Source organism: Photobacterium salinisoli (assembly GCF_003614885.1).
Lineage (GTDB): Bacteria > Pseudomonadota > Gammaproteobacteria > Enterobacterales > Vibrionaceae > Photobacterium > Photobacterium salinisoli.
The window spans coordinates 1,128,016-1,148,342 of record NZ_QZMS01000011.1 but is presented as its reverse complement, the minus strand read 5'-3'; the positions used below and the strand labels follow the sequence as shown (position 1 = coordinate 1,148,342).

16 protein-coding genes and 1 pseudogene are annotated in these 20,327 nt (G+C 50.2%); 12 read left to right on the top strand and 5 right to left on the bottom strand.

What is annotated here, in order from left to right:
* Positions 1-2 precede the first annotated feature (2 nt).
* The 4 genes from phaC to D6M16_RS16470 form a co-directional block, all read right to left on the bottom strand.
* Positions 3-1,787, bottom strand: coding sequence for a class I poly(R)-hydroxyalkanoic acid synthase (gene phaC, locus D6M16_RS16485; protein WP_120513230.1), 1,785 nt, complete (start codon positions 1,785-1,787; stop codon positions 3-5).
* 71 nt (positions 1,788-1,858) lie between these two features.
* On the bottom strand, positions 1,859-2,206 hold the full coding sequence (locus tag D6M16_RS16480) for a phasin family protein (RefSeq protein WP_046220227.1): 348 nt from the start codon (positions 2,204-2,206) through the stop codon (positions 1,859-1,861).
* Positions 2,207-2,278: 72 nt separating this feature from the next.
* On the bottom strand, positions 2,279-3,484 hold the full coding sequence (locus tag D6M16_RS16475; RefSeq protein ID WP_120512900.1) for an acetyl-CoA C-acetyltransferase: 1,206 nt from the start codon (positions 3,482-3,484) through the stop codon (positions 2,279-2,281).
* Positions 3,485-3,508: 24 nt separating this feature from the next.
* On the bottom strand, positions 3,509-4,249 hold the full coding sequence (locus D6M16_RS16470; protein WP_120512899.1) for an SDR family oxidoreductase: 741 nt from the start codon (positions 4,247-4,249) through the stop codon (positions 3,509-3,511).
* Between the two features lie 780 nt (positions 4,250-5,029).
* Between D6M16_RS16470 and D6M16_RS16465 the strand changes: the two genes are divergently transcribed.
* From D6M16_RS16465 to sstT, 7 genes are all read left to right on the top strand, one after another.
* Positions 5,030-5,995 (top strand): AAA family ATPase, encoded by a 966-nt coding sequence (locus D6M16_RS16465; protein WP_120512898.1) that lies wholly within the window; start codon positions 5,030-5,032, stop codon positions 5,993-5,995.
* The gene (locus D6M16_RS16460; protein ID WP_120512897.1) at positions 5,992-6,975 is read left to right on the top strand and encodes a DUF58 domain-containing protein; all 984 of its coding nucleotides are present in this window, start codon (positions 5,992-5,994) and stop codon (positions 6,973-6,975) included. The genes D6M16_RS16465 and D6M16_RS16460 overlap by 4 nt, the downstream gene beginning before the upstream one ends.
* A 5-nt stretch (positions 6,976-6,980) precedes the next feature.
* The gene (locus D6M16_RS16455; RefSeq protein ID WP_120512896.1) at positions 6,981-7,505 is read left to right on the top strand and encodes a DUF4381 domain-containing protein; all 525 of its coding nucleotides are present in this window, start codon (positions 6,981-6,983) and stop codon (positions 7,503-7,505) included.
* Positions 7,498-8,460: a vWA domain-containing protein gene (locus D6M16_RS16450; RefSeq protein WP_120512895.1), complete on the top strand. Its 963-nt coding sequence runs from the start codon at positions 7,498-7,500 to the stop codon at positions 8,458-8,460. Before D6M16_RS16455 ends, D6M16_RS16450 begins: the two co-directional genes overlap by 8 nt.
* A complete protein-coding gene (locus tag D6M16_RS16445; protein ID WP_120512894.1) occupies positions 8,453-10,405 on the top strand; it encodes a VWA domain-containing protein in 1,953 nt (650 codons plus the stop codon). The genes D6M16_RS16450 and D6M16_RS16445 overlap by 8 nt, the downstream gene beginning before the upstream one ends.
* A gap of 31 nt (positions 10,406-10,436) precedes the next feature.
* Positions 10,437-12,155: a BatD family protein gene (locus tag D6M16_RS16440; protein ID WP_120512893.1), complete on the top strand. Its 1,719-nt coding sequence runs from the start codon at positions 10,437-10,439 to the stop codon at positions 12,153-12,155.
* Positions 12,156-12,533: 378 nt separating this feature from the next.
* Positions 12,534-13,775, top strand: coding sequence for a serine/threonine transporter SstT (gene sstT / locus D6M16_RS16435; protein WP_120512892.1), 1,242 nt, complete (start codon positions 12,534-12,536; stop codon positions 13,773-13,775).
* A 98-nt stretch (positions 13,776-13,873) separates the two neighbouring features.
* On the opposite strand, the gene D6M16_RS16430 is transcribed toward sstT, so the two are convergent.
* Positions 13,874-14,065, bottom strand: a complete 192-nt coding sequence (locus tag D6M16_RS16430; protein ID WP_120512891.1) for a YtxH domain-containing protein — start codon at positions 14,063-14,065, stop codon at positions 13,874-13,876.
* A 401-nt stretch (positions 14,066-14,466) separates the two neighbouring features.
* Between D6M16_RS16430 and urtA the strand changes: the two genes are divergently transcribed.
* From urtA to urtE, 5 genes and pseudogenes are all read left to right on the top strand, one after another.
* Positions 14,467-15,753, top strand: coding sequence for an urea ABC transporter substrate-binding protein (urtA, locus tag D6M16_RS16425; RefSeq protein ID WP_120512890.1), 1,287 nt, complete (start codon positions 14,467-14,469; stop codon positions 15,751-15,753).
* An 890-nt stretch (positions 15,754-16,643) separates the two neighbouring features.
* Positions 16,644-17,534 (top strand): annotated as a pseudogene (gene urtB / locus D6M16_RS22720) (urea ABC transporter permease subunit UrtB); the annotation flags it as partial.
* Positions 17,535-17,548: 14 nt separating this feature from the next.
* The gene (gene urtC / locus D6M16_RS16415) at positions 17,549-18,634 is read left to right on the top strand and encodes an urea ABC transporter permease subunit UrtC (RefSeq protein WP_120512888.1); all 1,086 of its coding nucleotides are present in this window, start codon (positions 17,549-17,551) and stop codon (positions 18,632-18,634) included.
* Positions 18,631-19,515 carry an urea ABC transporter ATP-binding protein UrtD gene (urtD, locus tag D6M16_RS16410; RefSeq protein WP_120512887.1) on the top strand — a complete coding sequence of 295 codons (885 nt, stop codon included), beginning with the start codon at positions 18,631-18,633 and terminating at the stop codon, positions 19,513-19,515. Before urtC ends, urtD begins: the two co-directional genes overlap by 4 nt.
* 30 nt (positions 19,516-19,545) lie before the next feature.
* Positions 19,546-20,241 (top strand): urea ABC transporter ATP-binding subunit UrtE, encoded by a 696-nt coding sequence (urtE, locus tag D6M16_RS16405; RefSeq protein WP_120512886.1) that lies wholly within the window; start codon positions 19,546-19,548, stop codon positions 20,239-20,241.
* The last annotated feature ends 86 nt before the right edge of the window (positions 20,242-20,327 follow it).

Here is a 20,327-nt window from a genome sequence, read left to right as displayed (position 1 = left end):
GATTAATTTGGGTTTGAAAACTCAATCGGCAGTGTTTGCTTCACATAATCACCAGGCGCTGGACCTATAGGTGGGAAACTTTCATTGCCAATATCGCGGGCAGATACCTGCTCTTCAGAATTAAAGCCATTCAACCAGGTATTCCAGTGATTCCACCATGAGCCGTCGTGCCGTGTTGCACCCGCCAACCAGGCTTCAGGATCCGACTCGGCTTGATCATTGGTATAAAAACCATACTTATTTTTGTCAGGATGGTTAATGATACCGGCAATATGACCAGACTCGCCCAGCACAAACACTGAATCACCCTTCAGTATTTTTGCACCGCGATAAGTACCCTGCCACAGCGCGATGTGATCTTCCTGAGTAGAAATAAAGTAAGTCGGTACTTTGATCTTCGACAAATCAATATACACACCACCTACCTTGTACCCTTTCGGATCCATCAGCTTATTTTCCAGATAAAACTGACGTAACAATGTACTGTGACACGCTTTCGCCACGTTGGTGCTATCACCATTCCAGAACAGCAAATCAAAATCGATTGGGCTGTTTCCTTTCAGGTAATTATTGACGTAATAGTTCCAGTACAGGCTGTTTTCACGCAGCAGACTAAAGGTTACGCTCAGCGAGCGACCGTCCATATAGCCTTTCAGCTCATTCTGGGCCTCAATGGCCGAAATGATCGGGTCATTAATATAAGCACCAATTTCACCCGGCTGAGAAAAATCGAGGATCGTGGTAAAGAAAGTGGCTGACTTCACCCGGTTACGCATGCGTTTCGCAGAGCTGTACGCCAGAGCAGTAGCCAACAATGTACCGCCAATACAATAACCTACGGTGTGAATTTGATTGACACCACTAACACTTTCGGTAACGTCCAATGCTTTTAGCGCACCTTCCAATACATAAGTATCGAAATCCACATCCTGCATTGTCGCATCAGGATTACGCCATGAAATCATAAAGACAGTATGTCCCTGCTCCACCAGCCAGCGAGCCATAGAGTTCTTTTCTCGCAGATCCATGATGTAATATTTGTTGATAAATGGCGGAACAATCAGTACGGGGGTCGCATTCACGGTTTCCGTCAGCGGTTTGTACTGAATAAGTTCAAACAAGTCATTTTTAAAAATCACTTGTCCTGGTGTGTTGGCAATATTATCGCCCACCTGGAATGCATCGCCATTTGTCATGCGAATTTTCAGCACATCAGCGCTGGACTGCATGTCTTCATGCAGTAATTCCATCCCTTTAATCAAGTTCTGACCGTTGGTTTCAACCGTCAGTTTTGCCAGTTCAGGGTTGGTGGTAATAAAGTTGGTAGGCGATAGTGCGTTAATGGCCTGACGCGAAAAGAAGCTCAAGCGCTCTTTCGCTTTATCGTCTAAACCTTCAATAGAATCGATGGTCTCTTTCATCTTATTGCTGAACAGCAAGTAAGACTGTTTGATGCAGTTATAAAAAGCTTCGTTTTGCCAGGCAGGATCGATAAATCGTTTATCATCATGTGCCGGAGTAACAACATCCTGATTATCACCAGACATAGTAACGTTTTGCAAAATCTTCATTTGGCTTTCAAACCAGTCCATCTGAATTTTTGCAATCACGGCGGGCTGCGCAGATGCATTTTCCAGCCAAGCCGTTGTGTCTTCCAGATTCAACTCACTCAGCGCTTTATTGAGCGGAGTATTAATGGCTGCCTTGCCGGAATCAAACTCCTTCCACCACGCTTGGTTCATTTCCTGGAGTTTAGCAAAGTAGTCCGTGAAAAAATTCGGGTTCATCGCAATGACCTCTGCTTTTGGACTAAAAATGCCGCCCGCAAGACGGGACGGCATTAAGACAGGAAAAGAACTTAAGCTGGAGTAACTTGCTTTACATTCTCTGCTACCAGCTCTTCAACTTCAGTTTTGAAGCCTTGAGCCAGTGCTGAAAACTTGTTGCTGTCATCAACCAGTTGCTTAGACAGGTTAGTCAGGTTTTCCAGCTGTTGGCTTTGAAAAGAAGTCAGTGATTGCAGATCCTTGATTTCACTGATTGCTTTAAGCTGAGACAGACCCAAATCGCTGTAAGCACGTACTGCGGCCAGTTGAAGCTCAGTCAGCTCTTCCACGTTCTTAGTGAACAGCTTGTTGAATTTCACGTAAGGTGCCAGAGATTTTTCAGTTTGCTCAGAGAAAGATTTAAACATTTCCGTATACATAATATGTTTCCTTAATTTAAGTGCTATTTTCAGCGCCAGTAAACACTGACACCAGTTAGTTAACGAGTCGATTTAGACACTTTTCAGTACGATAGCTGTACCCATACCGCCACCGACGCACAGTGTGGCAAGACCATACTCTGTTCCACGGCGGCGCATCTCGTGCAGCAGACTGACAATAATACGGTTACCCGATGCTCCCAGAGGATGACCCAAGGCAATCGCACCACCATTAACATTGCTACGTTCGGCCAAATCTTCGACCTTGGTATTCAAGTTGTCAGCCAACTCATGCAACACGCCCAATGCCTGACCGGCAAAGGCTTCGTTAAACTCAAACAGACCCACTGAATCAATGTTTAAATCGGCTTTCTCCAGGGCTTTCATTACCGCTGGTACAGGGCCAAGACCCATGACCTCAGGGGCAACACCCGCTTGGGCATAACTTTCGATTTCTGCCAGCGGTGTTAAACCATATTTTTCTACGGCAGCAGCAGAAGCCACAATGATGGCGCTCGCACCATCATTAATACCTGATGCATTCCCTGCGGTTACTGAACCTTCAGGTTTGAATGCCGGACGCAGTTTCTGCAAACCTTCCAATGTTGCATCGGCCTTCGGATACTCATCCGTGTCAACCGTTTTCGTCTCGCGACGCTCTTTCACTTCAACAGAAACGATTTCTTCAGCAAATTTACCCTGCTCAATGGCAACGACTGCTTTTTGCTGGCTTGCCAGCGCAAAATTGTCCTGTTGTTCACGGGTCAGACCCACTTTTTCAACCACATTTTCAGCCGTCACACCCATGTGGTACTGATTAAAGACATCGGTCAGGCCGTCGTTAATCAGTAGGTCTGTCAGTTGCATATTCCCCATTTTCTGTCCATCACGGATAGAAGCCGGTACGGTAAACGGAATCTGCGACATGTTTTCTGCGCCAGCGGCCACCACCAGTTCAGCGTCACCGGCTTTAATATGCGCTGCAGCGTCCATTACCGCCTTCATACCACTTCCGCATACCATGTTCAGGCTGTAGGCCGGTACCTGATCTGGAATACCTGCAAAAATTGCCGCCTGGCGTCCTGGTCCCATACCCTGGCCTGCACCCACTACGTTACCTAAAATCACTTCATCGATTTTAGCGGGGTCAACATTTGCCTGAGCGATGGCACCTTTTATAGCAACAGCAGCAAGTTGCGCTGGCGAGACTGATTTCAGTGCGCCATTAAAGCTGCCGATGGGAGTACGTTTGGCTGCAACAATATAAACTTTGGTCATGTGTCGAGTGTCCTTACTTCTAAATTAGTGCATGTATAAGCCGCCATTTACCGAGAGAGTCTCACCGGTAATATAGGCTGCAGCATCACTGGCCAGGAAATTCACTGATGCTGATACTTCATTGGGTTGCGCCAGACGCTTCATTGGAATTTCAGCTTTAATAGCATCCAGCACTTCTGGCTTAATTGCTTCAACCATAGGTGTACCCGTGTATCCTGGTGCAATCGCGTTGACAGTAACACCATAACGTGCGCCTTCTGCAGCCAGTGCTTTGGTGAAACCAATCATGCCAGCCTTGGCTGCTGAGTAGTTTGCCTGACCGAACTGCCCTTTCAGGCCATTCACAGAAGAAATATTAATGATTCTGCCAAACCCGTTATCACACATTGCAGCAAACAAAGGATGAGTAACGTTAAACAGGCTGTCCAGATTCGTGGACATTACTTCTTTCCATTGCTGAACGGTCATACGTTTAAACGTACTGTCACGGGTAATCCCTGCATTGTTAACCAGCACATCAATCTTACCCTCTTCTTTTAAAAGAGTAGTCAGTGCCTCTTCACAGTATGCAGCATCCGTAACATCCAGAGGGAATAAGCGGACTTGAGAATCAGAGTAATTGTTTTCAGCAAACCACTCTTTGGCTTTTGCTTCACCTGTTGGGAAATAGGTGGCAATAACACGATAACCTGCATCTACTAAACCCTGAGTAATTGCAGAACCAATACCACCTTTAGCGCCAGTTACTAATGCTACCTTTGTCATTTACCAGACTCCTTTCCATCCGTTGCCAATACAAAAACTCATCTCATCTGATGGTTGATTTTTGTACTTTTTCTGAAGAGAACCTGCTGCTGTACATCTGAACCAGACTTGTTCCCTGCACCACTATTACGCAGCGTATCCACTCCACAAGTCACTTGTGTGAAGTTTACATTGCATAACCATTATAAGAACACATGCACATATAGATATCAATATAGGGAATTCATGCTATTCATAAAATCCCTATATGGAATCAACTCAATAACAATTAATCGATTACATAATAAGTTCGATTTGTTAACGGAATATTTCAATGCATGAGAGATGCCAAGTTTACAAAATGCTATGAATCCAGCGATTTCACGCTTCAGGAATGATTTTTTTGCCGTAAAATTCGATTCATCGCACTTTATTGGTGCAGCGTTGCACCAGTTTTAACCTGGGACATGAATAAGTTTTGATAAAGTGATTTTTAGTGGGCAGGCTAATAAATGCAGCATTACCGTAACAAAAAAAACACATCAGACCTCAGAAAAAAAATAATTTAAGTACTTCATTCTTTTGTCCAGTTTTTACTTTTCTATCAGATTAGTGACAAAAATCACCTTGCAATGTAAAAAAGAGAAATAACATTTATCATTTGCTTGATATTTGTTGTGAACTTCACTGACGGAACACAGTCGAACACCAATAACGTCATTCTTTTTAATACGTTATGGGTGTATACAACACGCTTTCGGGCGTGCAGGAAAAACAGTCGCTCCAAGGGATAAAAAACACATGCTTGCAAAGACCTTCAGAGAACTCGATCAATACTTACAACAACAGGTCATCGGCCAGGCCGAAATGGTGCAACAATTACTGATTGCACTGTTAGCAGACGGACATATCCTCGTAGAAGGCCCTCCGGGGCTTGCCAAAACACGCGCGGTCAAAACCCTTGCCGAATGCATTGAAGGCGATTTCCACCGTATCCAGTTCACACCGGATCTCCTGCCCGCAGACTTGACGGGCACCGATATTTTCCGTCCCGAAACCGGCGAGTTCGTATTCCAGCCCGGCCCTATCTTTAACTCGCTGTTACTGGCCGATGAGATCAACCGTGCTCCCGCGAAAGTACAGGCCGCGATGCTTGAAGCAATGGCAGAAAAGCAGATCACCGCAGGCAGGAATACTTATCCTCTGCCAGCATTATTTCTGGTAATGGCGACACAAAACCCCATTGAACAGGAAGGCACTTATCCGTTGCCGGAAGCTCAGCTTGACCGCTTTTTACTGCAACTGAATGTTGAATATCCGAATGCCGACAGTGAGCTTGCTATTTTACGACTCAACCGCGGTGAAGCACTTGAAGAGCATCCGCACCAGTCTTCTGACGCCGTGCAAATCAGTCAGGCTGATATCTTCAGTGCCCGCCAAGAAGTCCTGCAGATCCATATGGCTGAAGACATTGAACATTACATTATCCGACTGATCATGGCGACACGCGAGCCAAAGCGTTACAGCGATGAGCTGGCAGCCTGGCTGCAGATGGGGGTCAGTCCGAGGGCAACGCTGGCGCTCGACCGCTGTGCACGAGCATACGCCTGGTTAAATGGCCGGGATTTTGTCACGCCGGACGATGTGCAGCGTATGGCCTATCCCGTGCTAAGACACAGATTACTGCTCAGTTATGAAGCACAAGCTGAAGGCATCACACCAGACAGTATCATTCATACACTGATCCAACAGGTAACCAGTGCATGAACAAAGCAGCTGCGAACACTCCCCCTTTGCTGCCACCGCACAGTAACGGGTATGAACTGTGCCTTGCCGAGCTGTTACAGTACAAAAATCAGTCCGTTAAGTGGCTTCCTCCTGCACGCAGCGTGTGGTCTCAACTCAATGGACAGCATCAAAGCCGGCAAAAAGGCCGGGGCATGAATTTTACCGAAGTGCGCCCCTATCAGGCCGGTGATGACATTCGTGCTATAGATTGGCGTGTTACAGCCCGGACTGGTAAGACTCACACCAAGTTGTTCAGCGAAGAACGCGAACAACCTGTGATGTTACTGATTGATTTCAGTCAGAGTATGCGTTTTGGCAGCCAGCTGTTACTGAAATCGGTACAGGCTGCTCACTTTGCCAGCCTGCTAAGCTGGCTGGCCGTGCAGCAGCAGGATCGTATTGGTGCACTGGTGTACAACGGATACAGATTAAGTGAGTGCAAACCGACAGCTCGCCAGCAAGGCCCCCTAGCGGTTATCAATGCTATGATCAACATGCATCAGTCTGACTCACAAACTCCGGCAGATAACGGGTTGACGTTTGCTGATGTACTTCGCCATATGCACCACTTATGCCCTAAAGGCAGTGAAATTATCATTCTGAGTGATTTCTATGCGTTACAGGCCAGTGACAAAAAGCGGCTCAGCCAGTTAAGAAGCCATAACAGATTGCAGTTTGTACATCTGTTCGATCCCCTTGAGCAGGGTGACACCGGTTTTCGTGGCCGTGAATTCGTCACCGACAGCCAGCAGTCAGCATGGATTAACTTTGGGGCCCAGCGAACCCGGGAGCAAATGGCGCAGCAATTTTCCCGGCATCTGCAGAGCCTGACAGCGCTGGCTTCATCACTGGCTATACCTCTGCATGCTGTCTCGGCAGGCATTCCGTTATTGAAACAGATCGGAAGCACTCAAGCGCCTCATCCAACGCGTGAGCCTTCCGTACAGCACAAGATGTAATTTTTATGGCACAAACACATACACATCCCTTACAGCTGGCCGAACTCCATTTGCCCGCTATGCCGGATCCCTGGCCCCTGGCCTGGGGATGGTGGGCCAGTGCTTTACTTATTATTATCCTGCTTGCCCTACTGTATTTGGTCGTCAATCATCTCAAGGCCGTACACGGGATAAAAGCAGGCAAAAAACAGGCATTACAACAACTTAAACACACCCACTCGGTGTCAGAAATCAACACTTTACTTCGGCAGGCTGCGCTCACCTACTTTCCACGTGAGCAGGTCGCGGGACTCAGTGGCCATCACTGGATGGCATTTTTAGACCATCAGTTAACTGAACAACACCGGGGGTTTGTGTCGCTGAATGATGCATGGACACAGGCTCTGTACGCCTCAGAAACTGAGGATGGCATTCGTAATGCCTGCCGGCATCAGGCTGAGATCTGGTTAAGGCATGCCCTTCCTCCCCGTTTCCCTCAACATATCCCAGTGATAAAAGAGGGCACAGCAAAAGGGGACAGGCATGTTTGAATTTGTATGGTGGTGGGCGCTCGTATTGCTTCCGCTTCCTTGGTTTATCTACCGCTTTACCAGACCGGTTCAGCCCGCGGCCGCCATTACATTGCCGGTGTTACCGGAGAATCTGGTCAAGAAACCGGTTCGGCGCTGGCAAAGCGCTCTGGCCGTTCTGTGCTGGGTAAGCTTGTTAGTTGCACTCGCCAGGCCTGTCTGGTTTGGCGATCCCGTTCAGATACAGCCTGAACACAGAGACATGCTACTGGCTGTCGATTTATCCGGTTCAATGTCAATTGAAGATATGGTTGATGAGCAGGGTAACGCTATCGATCGCCTTACTGCAGTAAAACAGGTGGTCACCGACTTCATCAGCAAACGCCAGGGCGACAGGCTGGGTTTGGTTCTGTTCGCCAATCATGCCTACTTGCAAACGCCGTTGACCTTCGATCTGAACACGGTAAAGCAGCAATTAGCCAGAACTGTACTCGGACTGATTGGGCAAAGCACCGCCATTGGTGAAGGACTGGGCATCGCGGCGAAAAGCTTTATCAACAGTGACGCCGAACAACGCGTGATTGTTCTGCTCAGTGACGGTGCAAATACTTCCGGTGTTATCAATCCGATGGAGGCGGCAAAGCTGGCCGCTGAAAACAAGGTCAGGATATACACAGTCGGTATAGGTGCCGAGGAAATGGTGCAGCGCAGCTTTTTTGGTGATCGCATGGTTAACCCCTCTCAAGATTTAGACGAACATGCGCTGACCCAAATCGCCGCACTCACTGACGGTCAATATTTCAGGGCAAGGAATCCTCAGGAATTAGCCAGCATTTACCAGTCAATCAATGATCTGGAACCTGTATCAACCGCTCAGCAAACCTGGCGGCCAAGAGAAGAGTTGTTTCGCTTCCCGCTGGCAGGCGCGTTGCTCTTCAGTGTCCTGCTGGCAATCAGTTGGAGGCGAAATGGCTGATTTTACTTTCTTGCATCCTTATTGGTTACTGGCATTGATTCCGTTAGCTGCCCTCTTGTTCTGGCTGGCTCAACGCCGTGCACAGTCCGGGCTGATTGCCGCGCACCTTCAGCCCGACAATAAACACTCCTCCCAGCGGAGCCGCGTGCTAGTGCTTTTGCTCCTTAGCGTTGGATGGATTTTGGCTGTGGTTGCAATGGCTGGGCCCAGTTGGCAGAAGCAATTGTTACCCGCCTCTAACCTGAGCGGAGCCAGAGTGATTATCATGGATATGTCTAACTCCATGTACGCGACTGATCTGCCTCCTAATCGTCTTACCCAGTCCCGCTACAAAGCCATGGATCTTCTTCCCCACTGGCAGGAAGGCAGCACTGGTCTGATAGCCTATGCCGGAGATGGTTACATTATCAGCCCACTGACTGCTGACAGTGCAACATTGAGTAACCTGATCCCTGGATTATCGCCTGCTATTTTTCCTATTCAGGGCAGTAACGCTGCTGCAGGTGTTAAAGCCGCCATTGATCTGCTTAAGCAGGCCGGTCGACCACAGGGAGATCTGATTCTGATCACTGACGGGCTCAGTGAGAAGGAGACAATGCAAACGGACCAGTTACTTGAAGACAATCAGTACCGCTTGTCGATTCTGGCAGTCGCTACCCCGCAAGGTGCCCCGGTGACTATGCCGGACGGCCGGCTGTTACAAGACAACCAGGGCAACACTGTCGTGAGCAAGATGCATCCCCGAAGGCTTGAAACACTGGCAGCAAACCATGGTGGCGTGATGGTCAGATGGCGGGGTAATGATCAGGATATCCGAGGTATTATAAAGGCGACGAGCCATCTGACCGTGCAGTCAGAACAAGCGCAGGATAAAACCATTGAGGATAAACTCAATGCCGGGTTCTGGCTGTTAATCCCTCTGGTCCTGCTCTTTCTGCCCGCCTGCCGCAAAGGCGTCGCATTTTCCTGTTTACTGCTCCTTTTCCTGCCGGTTGAGAAAAGCATCGCGTCACCCTGGCTCAATCAGGATCAGGACGCTTATCAACACTATCAGCAACAGGAATACCAAGCAGCGGCGGATCTGTTCCAGTCACCCGCCTGGCAGGGAGCGGCCAAGTATCAGGCAGGCGATTACGAAGGAGCAATCGAATCCCTTTCGGGTTTAACTGACCCAGCCTCTCGCTATAACCTGGCCAATGCGTACGCACAAGCCGGCCAGCTGGACAAGGCCCGCGATATCTATCAGGACTTGCTGAGTGCAGATCCGGATAACACAGATGCAAAAACCAATCTGGACATCGTCGAGCAGCAGCTCAGGCAGCAACAAGCTAACCAGCAAGGTCAGCAAGGTCAGCAAGGTCAGCAAGGTCAGCAAGGTCAGCAAGGCCAAGCCTCGCCTTCCGGGCAACAAGCTGGCAACTCATCCCGTGATAACAGTGAAGGATCGGATTCAGGACAACAGCAATCGAGCCAGCAAAACAGTCAAACAGGCCAGTCTGACCAGACAGCCTCTGCATCTGCTGGCGGCGCACAGCAAGAAGGTCAGTCACGGCAAGATGAACAAAGCCAGCCTGCGTCGGACCATAATAATGAAGGTGCCGCTGAGCCATCCCGTCCTTCGGCTGAGAGTCAGCAATCACCACGCGCTGGCGATCCAGCCCAAGCCGCTTCAGACCCAAGCCCGGCCATTTCCCCTGACAGTGAAGGACAGGCACCTATGGCGCCTACTGACGAACAAGCCCAGCCAAACGCTGATAAAAGCGATCAGCTAATAGCCGGTGATAATGAGGACAGTGGCGATGAGACCAATGGCCTGAGTGCAAGTCATCCGACATTAAAAAAGCTTGAGCAGATACCAGACAGCACCCGCGAACTGCTCAGGGCTCAGATCATTCTCCAGGCAAGAGAAAAGCCAGCTCCGGACGCACCTGAAAATCGTTGGTAGCCACAGACAGTCACAGAAGCAAGGACTCACAATGCATTCTAAGTATGTTACTTTTCTTTCCGCGTTTTGCCGGACAAAGCTCTGGTTAAGTGCCGTGCTGCTGATTGGCAGCCTGCTCTCTTACTCGGCTTATGCTGCTCAGGTTGTGGCCACGGTGTCATCCAACCAAGTTGGGGTAAATGAGATTTTTGAGCTGACAGTCAGCATAGATGATAACGTCAGCGCCAGTGCCCTTGACTTATCGCCACTCAAAAATGACTTCATTGTCGGCACGACCAGCACCCGCTCCATGAACCGTTTTATTAACGGTTCAGTGTCGAGGCAAACCCAGTGGCAAGTGTCGCTCGCCGCCAAAGCGAAAGGTGACTTCACCATTCCGGCCTTCCGTATTGGTGCTTCCACATCAGATCCTATCCGGATTGAGGTCAGTGACCATCCAGATGCTGCCGCTTCCACGACCGATCTTGCCATTGAGGTCAGCGGACGTATGGACAAAAACCGCCTGTATGTCGGTGAAAGCCAAATCTACATGGTACAAATCAAACTCGGAGAACACATGGAAAAAGCCAGTTTACTCGCTCCTCAGGGTGAAGGACTGGAGGTGGTTCAGGTGGGTGATGATCATCAGGCGGATACCGTACTGAATGGCAGACGCTATACCATTATTAACCGCAAGTACCGAGTCACAGCCACCAAGCCGGGGAATATCACCCTTCAGGGAGCCAAACTCACTGGCACGGCCTTCAAAAGTGACAGTAGCCGGCGTTTTGGCATGCGGATCCCCGTCAATATTCAGGCTGAACCGATGCCGTTGACTGTTCTTGCTGAACCCGATGACTACAAAGGGCTGTGGCTGCCAACCGCGGATCTTCAATTGGAGCAGACATGGAACAAAGACGAGCCGCACATTAAAGTGGGTGAGCCGGTTTCACGCACGCTGACACTCAAAATGAAAGGCACCCCACAAAGCAATCTGCCGGATTTATCCCTGACCTACCCTGATTCGGTCCGGGTATACAGCGAAAAGCCTGTTTACAAACAAGAGAATGATTACAGTGTCATGACGCTGAAACAGGTCATCATACCCCGCCAGAGCGGAACGATTACCCTGCCTTCTTTGAAAGTGAACTGGTGGAATACCGATAAAGGGGAAAAAGTGATCAGTCAGGTTGAAGGTAAAGTGCTACAGGTTCAGCCAGATACCACAGCCGGTATTCCAGCCACCACACCTCCAACGTATGAGCCCAGTGACGGGGCCTCACAGCCCGAGTTAAGTAATCCGCCAAATAACATTGATAATCCTGCTGCCGTTAATCAGCAGTTGCAGGGCGTCTCTGCCTGGTGGCCCTGGCTAACACTGGTCGTCACGCTTCTCTGGCTTGTTACTCTGCTGATGTGGCTGCGGAGCCGACAACAACTTCCGCAGTCCCCAGAATCTGTCAGTTCAGCCAGTGCCAGCAGCAGCGTAACGGACAAGCTGATAGCTGCGGTAAAAGCATGCCAGCCCATGCAGGTACAAGCCTGCTACAATGCCTGGGATAAATCGCACCTGACGGCGGAACACCGACAACAACTGGATCAGGCGATCAGTGCCATGATGGCGGCATATTACAGTCAGTCCCCTCAAGCGTGGGACAAGAGCCACCTGCTGGCTCTGCTGCAACGCCAAAAAGAAAAACCCCAAAAGCCGCGGACGGATAACAGATTGGAACCTCTGGTGCCGGAGATACCGGCAGCAGACCGAAAATGATCGGCTGACCCGTTAAGATATCAGCATTCAGTGCAGATGTTTTACCCATTTCGGCACTGGTGTATGAGCCGCAACCGAAAAATAGCGTGATAGTTAATCCTGCCTCCGGGCGGGATTTTTATTGGCTCAGCATTCGTAGCCAAGTGCAAGGCTCGGGCAATACCGATCTTAACGAAATAAAAGCAGGGCTATTGAGCCATCTGCAGATAAATCTTAGTGATAAACCGCTCACAAATATCAGCGTTCAGTAACGTTAAAAATGTGTAACCTAAAAGTTTCTAAAAAGAGTAGTGGAAATCCTTCGATTATCCTGTTAAAAAACCTCCCGCAAACAACATAAAACGCTTCCACACCAACTCAAAACATTCAGGATGTAGTATGAGTCAACCACAACCATTCCTAGCTAAAATTGCCAATGGCAGTCTGGTTATCCAGATCCTCATTGGTATCGTGGCAGGTATCGTCCTAGCCGCTGTCTCAACTGATGCCGCACTGAAAGTCGGTTTCCTGGGCAGCCTGTTCGTCAGTGCTCTGAAAGCTGTAGCTCCTGTGCTGGTGTTCATTCTGGTTGCATCTTCGATTGCAAATCAGAAAAAAGGCGCGCATACCAACATGAAGCCAGTCATTATGCTGTACCTGTTCGGTACGCTGATGGCCGCCTTAACTGCCGTTACCATGAGTTTCCTTTTCCCGACTACTTTGACTCTGGACGCAGGTACTGCAAATCAGGCCGCTCCTGAAGGTATTGCAGAAGTACTGAATACGCTGCTGTTCAAAGTTGTTGATAACCCAATCAACGCGCTGCTGACCGGAAACTACATTGGTATCCTGGCATGGGCTGTGGGTCTGGGCTTTGCTCTGCATTCTGCATCAGATGCAACCAAACAAGTGTTCCACGATATGTCTAACGGCGTCACACTGATCGTTCGTTTTGTTATTCGTCTGGCACCTATCGGTATCTTCGGTTTAGTATCACAAACCTTCGCTGAAACAGGCTTCTCTGCATTGACCAGCTACGCGCACCTGCTGGCCGTACTGCTTGGTTCAATGGCAATTATTGCCTTTGTGGTTAACCCGGCTATCGTGTACTACAAAACGAAGCAGAACCCATTCCCTCTGGTTCTGAAGTGTATCCGTGAAAGTGGTATCACTGCCTTCTTTACCCGTAGTTCAGCGGCAAACATCCCGGTGAACATGCAACTGTGTAAAGATCTGGATCTGCACGAAGATACTTACTCAGTATCGATTCCTCTGGGCGCTACCATCAACATGGCAGGCGCAGCGATTACTATCACTGTGCTGACTCTGGCTGCTGTGCATACTCTGGGTATTCAGGTTGATCTGGGTACTGCCCTGCTGTTGAGCGTCGTGGCTGCTGTGTCTGCATGTGGTGCATCCGGTGTTGCCGGTGGCTCTCTGCTGCTTATCCCTCTGGCTTGCAGCCTGTTCGGTGTATCCAACGAAGTCGCGATGCAGGTTGTTGCTATCGGTTTCATCATCGGTGTAATTCAGGATTCTGCTGAAACGGCTCTGAACAGTTCAACTGACGTTATCTTCACTGCGGCTGCATGTCGTGCTGCGGAAGCGCAAGAAGCCGCTGCTAATCCAGTTAAAGCCTGAGCATAACGCTAAACGCTTTTTCTGAGCATCTAATAAAAATGGCGACCTTAACGGTCGCCATTTTTATATGAAAGACTTAAACAGCCATACGATACAAATCAGTTTTGTAATGTCTCCAGTTGCTTGTTAAGAGCATCTTTGGCCTCTTCGGCCTGATCGCCCACATCCTCAAGCATATCCTGCGCTTCCTCCATCGGGCGTGCATTCATCGCATCTTCAATCTGATCTTTATAGGTCACACCGATATAAATCCCCAGACCCACCAGGGCAATGACAATGTATTTCAACATAGCTATCTCACTGTTATTTTGTTTATTCTCAAGCAGTATACCGCCAGCACAGATCGTAAGCTTGCCACTTCGCTCCCAGAAAAAAAGACCAAAACCAATATAAGCGACCAAGTATGACCTTCAGCTGACAATTGATTAAGGTCACTGTCAGTGCCTTTCATGCCACTGGTGCAGGATCAATCGACCATGAACTATAACTCCTGACTCCTGATTCAATATTGTGCATCGATCGAGCAACCTGCACCATTAACAGACAGCCCTGTATTACTTTCCCTGCACACCTGCATTTCAATCAGAGTAACTGATTGTTTTTCATTTACTCTTTTAATTTTTATCGGAAGACGTGTTTCTGGCCTGCCCCTTGCTTCTGTCTGTGACAACACTAAAAAGGAGCAAACATAATGGATAAAAAAGCAGTGACACTGAAATGGGCAGCCCTCGCCGCCTCAATGGCTTTATCTTTCAATGCATTAGCCGATGACACAATTAAAGTCGGCATCCTTCATTCTCTCTCCGGCACCATGGCGATCAGTGAAACCACTCTCAAAGACACTGTACTGATGCTAATCGACGAGCAAAATAAAAAAGGCGGCGTTCTGGGGAAAAAACTGGAGCCGGTTGTGGTCGATCCGGCTTCTAACTGGCCGCTTTTTGCCGAGAAAGCGCGCGAGTTGATCGAGAAAGACAAGGTAGATGTCGTGTTCGGCTGCTGGACTTCTGTTTCACGTAAATCTGTGCTGCCCGTTTTTGAAGAACTCGACAGCCTGCTCTTCTATCCGGTGCAGTATGAGGGAGAAGAATCGTCCAAGAACGTATTCTACACAGGTGCAGCACCCAACCAGCAAGCTATCCCGGCCGTCGATTATCTGATGAATGAAATGGGCGTAAAACGCTGGGTGCTTGCCGGGACAGACTATGTCTATCCGCGCACCACGAATAAGATACTGGCGGCTTACCTGAAAGATAAAGGCGTCGCCGACAGCGACATCATGATCAACTACACGCCGTTCGGTTATTCAGACTGGCAATCCATCGTCTCTGATATCAAGAAATTTGGCGCGACCGGTAAGAAAACGGCCGTTGTCTCCACCATCAATGGGGATGCCAACGTGCCCTTCTATAAAGAGCTCGCCGCTCAGGGCGTCAAAGCGGCTGATATTCCGGTTGTTGCCTTCTCCGTTGGTGAAGAAGAGTTGTCAGGTATGGATACCTCGTCCTTGGTTGGCCACCTCGCTGCCTGGAACTACTTCATGAGTGTCGACACAGACCAGAACAACGATTTTGTCGAAAAATGGCACAAGTTCATCAAAGATGATAAGCGCGTCACCAATGACCCGATGGAAGCCTCTTATCTGGGCTTCAACATGTGGGTGAAAGCTGTCGAAAAAGCCGGAACGACTGATGCCGATGCAGTACAGGATGCCATCATTGGGGTGACTGTCCCGAATCTGACCGGCGGTTATGCCACCATGATGCCCAATCACCACATCACCAAGCCGGTTCTGATTGGCGAGATCCAGGATGACGGCCAGTTCGTGACTGTGTGGGAAACCAAAGACGAAGTGGCCGGCGACGCCTGGTCAGATTTTCTGCCTGGTTCAAAAGACTTGTTCGCCAGCTGGGAAAAACCCATGTCCTGCGGCAGCTTCAATGTTGTTTCAGGCAAATGTGCGGGTAGCAACGAATAATACACCTCCCGCGTCTCGCCCATCGTCCGGCCCGGATTGCCGGACGATTGGATCTGTTCCTGCACTCACGGACGACACTCATGACCAAACAGTTACTGTCTGGACTGCTGAATGTGCACCAGGCTTACATCACTTATATCAGGCAACTGTTGGTACTGTTGATCGGCTTACCCATAGCCGTTTCGACGGCTTACGCCAGTTCAGTCAGCAGCTTCACCGATGTGGAAAACAGCTTCGCCCAACGTAACTTCGAGCGCAAAGCCGAAGCCATAGAATGGTTGATTACGCAGCACCACCCACAGACCAAAACCATTCTTGATGGCCTGCTCAATCGCGCCATTGCTTACCAGAAAAACACGCACGCTTTGGTACTGTTACAGGATGATCATAATGCGTTGCAGCTGAGCAGCAATAAGCCGGTGACGCTCGATAACCCGCGTGATTACAAAAAAGTGGCCATCAATAATGCGCTGCGCACCTTGATTCAACGGCGTCTATCAACGCTCGATATCACTAGCACTGATCCGTCTGTCCGATTAACGGCTGTTAATGCACTGACGGGCAATACCGAACCGGACATCCTTGAGGCGCTTCGCCTGCAACTGAGCCATGAAACCAGCCCAGCAGTCAGAGCGGCCATCAACCTTGCACTCGACATCGCCAGACTGGGCCAGTTCAGCCAGAACCCTCATAACCAGGCCAATGATAAGCAGAGCAGCGGCGCCGCCGACAACAAAGCCAGCCAGCTGGCCTTGATTCAGTCGCTGTCAGATGCCGCCCACCCTGCCGCGCAACGCGCTCTGGCTCAAGCCGAAACCCTGGCAAAAGATTCCGAGATTCACAGCGCACTGACGCGCGCACTCAGCACATATGAGCAGCGGCAACGTGTCTATAACAGTGTCGAAACCCTGTATTTCGGGCTGAGCATGGGGTCGGTGCTGGTGCTGGCCGGTATTGGCCTGGCCATCACATTTGGTGTCATGGGGGTGATCAATATGGCCCATGGCGAGCTGATTATGCTGGGCGCGTATACGACCTATGTGCTGCAACAACTCATGCCCCAGCATACTGCACTGGCGCTGATTCTTGCCATTCCGGCGGCTTTTGTGGTGTCGGGGCTTGTTGGTGTCGCGATTGAACGCAGCGTGATTCGTTTTCTGTACGGCCGCCCTTTGGAAACCCTGCTGGCCACATTCGGCATCAGCCTGATCCTGCAACAAGCCGTTCGCAGTATTTTTTCTCCGCTGAACCGCTCAGTGACGACCCCGGATTTCATGAGTGGAATGCTGGAAATCACCCCCATGCTCAGCCTGACCTGGAACCGGCTGATCATCATAGGATTTTGTCTTCTGGTCTTTACCCTGTTGCTGCTGGTGCTGAAAAAAACCTCGCTTGGCCTGCAGGTTCGCGCCGTATCGCAAAACAGAGGCATGGCCCGGGCGATGGGGGTCAGATCAGAATGGGTTGATGCCATGACGTTCGGACTGGGATCCGGCGTTGCCGGTATTGCCGGGGTCGCGCTTTCCCAACTGACCAATGTCGGACCCAACATGGGTCAGAGCTACATCATAGACTCCTTCATGGTGGTGGTATTTGGCGGAGTCGGCAACCTGTGGGGAACGTTAGTCGCCGGCCTGAGCCTGGGCATTTTCAACAAAATCCTCGAACCCTGGGCAGGTGCCGTGCTGGCGAAAATCCTGGTGCTGGTTTTTATCATTCTGTTTATTCAAAAACGCCCGCGTGGCCTGTTCCCGCAACGTGGCAGAGCCGCTGAAGGATAAGAAAAGGATTCATTATGCTGACATCAATACTCAGACAGGACCGCGGAGGACAGGTGTTACTGACCCTGCTGTTTGCTGCCGCGATCATCGTGCCTGTCCTCAACCTTGCTGTGCCGCAGGGGCATCCGCTTCATTTGGAAACTTACACTGTCTCGCTGCTGGGCAAATACCTGTGTTACGCCTTACTGGCACTGGCCGTCGATCTCGTCTGGGGTTACCTGGGCATTCTCAGTCTGGGCCATGGTGCTTTCTTTGCCTTGGGCGGATACGCCATGGGCATGTACCTGATGCGCCAGATTGGTGATCGAGGGGTGTACGCAAACCCCGAACTGCCTGACTTCATGGTCTTCCTGAACTGGACCGAGTTACCCTGGTTCTGGCACGGGTTCGATAGTTTCTGGTTTACCTGTCTGATGATAGTGCTGATCCCAGGGGCATTAGCGTATATCTTTGGCTGGCTGGCATTTCGCTCGCGGGTGTCTGGGGTGTATCTGTCCATCATGACACAGGCACTAACCTTTGCGCTGATGCTGGCTTTTTTCCGCAACGAGATGGGCTTTGGCGGCAATAATGGCCTGACAGATTTTAAAGACTTGCTTGGTGCCGACTTACAGGCCGACACCACACGAATGGCCCTGTTTGTGGCCAGTGTGCTGGCCCTGATCCTTGGCTATCTGATTTGCCGCGCAGTCATCGCCAGCCGGTTAGGCAGTGTGGTGATAACCATCCGTGATGCCGAAGCCCGCACGCGCTTCATCGGCTATAAAGTGGAACATATCAAACTGGCGATCTTTGTCTTGTCTGCTGTTCTGGCAGGCATTGCCGGTGCGCTGTACGTGCCACAAATTGGCATCCTCAACCCGGGAGAATTTGCCCCGCTCAACTCCATTGAAATCGTGGTGTGGGTCGCACTTGGCGGTCGCGCCACTTTGTATGGCGCCGTCATCGGTGCGGTACTGATCAATTATGCCAAAAGCTGGTTTACGGTGGAGTTCCCGGAAGTCTGGCTCTTTGCTCTCGGCAGCCTGTTTGTTCTCGCCACGCTTTTTCTGCCCAAAGGCCTTGCCGGCCTGCTGCAACGCCGTGAGGTATCCGCATGACAACAGTCACCCCGCTTAACCCGAACACAAGTTCATCACGTCTGGACAAACTCCTGACGCACAATCCGTTACAGCCGCTGACCCGTCGTCATGAAGTCTTCGACTTCCTGAAACCTCAGCATCACCCGCTTATCGACACCCGACACAACATACTTTTGTACGTTGAGGGCGTTTCCGTTTCTTTTGATGGTTTTCAGGCCATCAAGGATCTCAACCTCTATATCAAAGAAGGGGAACTACGTTGCATCATCGGGCCAAACGGGGCCGGTAAAACCACCATGATGGACATCATTACCGGAAAAACTCGCCCTGACAGCGGCCAGGTCTGGCTGGGTTCCAACCTCAACCTGCTGGAGATGGATGAAGCTGACATCGCCACTGCCGGCGTTGGCCGTAAATTTCAAAAACCCACCGTCTTTGAATGCCTGTCAGTCTGGACCAACCTTGAACTGGCCATGACCGGACCCAGAGGCGTCTGGAAGACTTTCAGAGCACACTTGTCTGGCGAACAAAAGGACAACATTGAACAGGTTTTGACACTGATTGGATTAACAGATCAGCGCCGGATGCTGTCGGGAAAGTTATCTCACGGTCAGAAACAGTGGCTGGAAATTGGCATGCTGCTGATGCAGAAACCCAAGCTGCTGCTGGTTGATGAGCCGGTAGCGGGTATGACGCATCAGGAAATGGACCGAACCGCCGAACTGCTGCGCTCACTGGCCGGACAGCATTCTGTGATGGTTGTTGAGCACGATATGGACTTCGTTCGCTCTATCGCCAGCACGGTAACCGTTCTCCATCAGGGACATGTGCTGGCAGAAGGTAGCATGGCAGATATTCAAAACAACGATAAAGTCCGGGAAGTGTATCTGGGTCAGTAAATGACTCACTGAACGTGAAAAGGAATCACTATGTTAGAAATACAAGGATTAAACCAGTTTTATGGCGAAAGCCATACCCTGTGGGATCTTGAGCTGTCTGTCCCCGAAGGCCAGTGCACCGTGCTGATGGGCCGTAACGGCGTCGGTAAAACCACGCTGCTGCAATGCATTATGGGCTTAATCAAAGCCCGCAGCGGGCAAATGACCTTTAACGGGCAGAACTTAGTACCGCTGACAACTGAAGCCCGCCCGCGCTGCGGCCTGGGCTATGTACCGCAGGGAAGACAAATCTTCCCTCTTCTGACGGTCCATGAAAACCTGCAGATTGGCCTGCCGGTTCGCCCACGCGGCGACAGACGCATTCCTTCCTACATCTACGATTTGTTTCCGGTGTTAAAAGACATGCTGCACCGGCGGGGAGGCGATCTATCCGGCGGACAGCAACAACAACTGGCGATCGCCCGGGCACTGGTCCTGGATCCAAAATTACTCTTGCTTGACGAGCCCACCGAAGGCATCCAACCCAACATAGTACAAGAAATAGGTGACATCATCCGAAAGCTGAACCACGAGCTCGGCCTGACGGTACTGCTGGTTGAGCAAAAACTGCCTTTTGCACGTAAAGTCGGCAACCGCTTTTGTCTGCTGGATCGAGGGCGAACCGTCGCCAGCGGAGAAATGACGAGCCTTTCTGAAGCTCACATCAGGGAGTACCTCACCGTATGACGCAGAGCGAACTGAAGAGCGCCAATCTTAAAGGGACAGACACATTAGCCCTAACGGGACAGGCACAATTAACAACGGCTTATTCA